1 protein-coding gene is annotated in these 434 nt (G+C 55.5%); it reads left to right on the top strand.

Going from position 1 to position 434, the window contains the following annotated elements:
* Positions 1-434, top strand: a 434-nt coding sequence (locus HMPREF2845_RS00025; protein WP_141752936.1) for an ATP-binding cassette domain-containing protein, incomplete at both ends; no start/stop codon positions are given.

The following is a 434-nucleotide window of genomic DNA, read 5'->3' as shown; positions in this document are numbered from 1 at the left end:
GGTTTGGTGAGTCAAGACTACGGCCGTTATGAACTGACTGTGCGTGAAAATCTTCTTCTGGGTTTGCCGCAGGAGGCTGTTGAGCGTCTTGGTGATGCTGATTTGTGGTCGGCTTTGTCGGTGGCTTGTGCTGATGATTTTGTGCGTGGTCTTGAGGGTGGTTTGGATGCTCAGTTGGGTGAGTCGTTTGGTGGTGTTGGTCTTTCGGGTGGTCAGTGGCAGCGTTTGGCGTTGGCGCGTGTGGTTCTTCGGGATGCGCCGGTGTGGGTGTTGGATGAGCCGACCAGTGCTGTGGATGCTGAGACTGAGGAGGAGATTTTTGCTCGGTTGAAGGTGGCTGCTGTGGGGCGTTTGGTGGTGTTGGTGTCTCATCGTGCGTGGACGTTGCGTGGTGTTGATTCTGTGGTGGTGTTGGATGGTGGGTGTGTGGTGGA

This window comes from Rothia sp. HMSC065B04 (assembly GCF_001812285.1).
GTDB lineage: Bacteria > Actinomycetota > Actinomycetes > Actinomycetales > Micrococcaceae > Rothia > Rothia mucilaginosa.
Note: the sequence above shows the minus strand (reverse complement) of the source record. Positions and strands in the feature narration are given on the sequence as shown.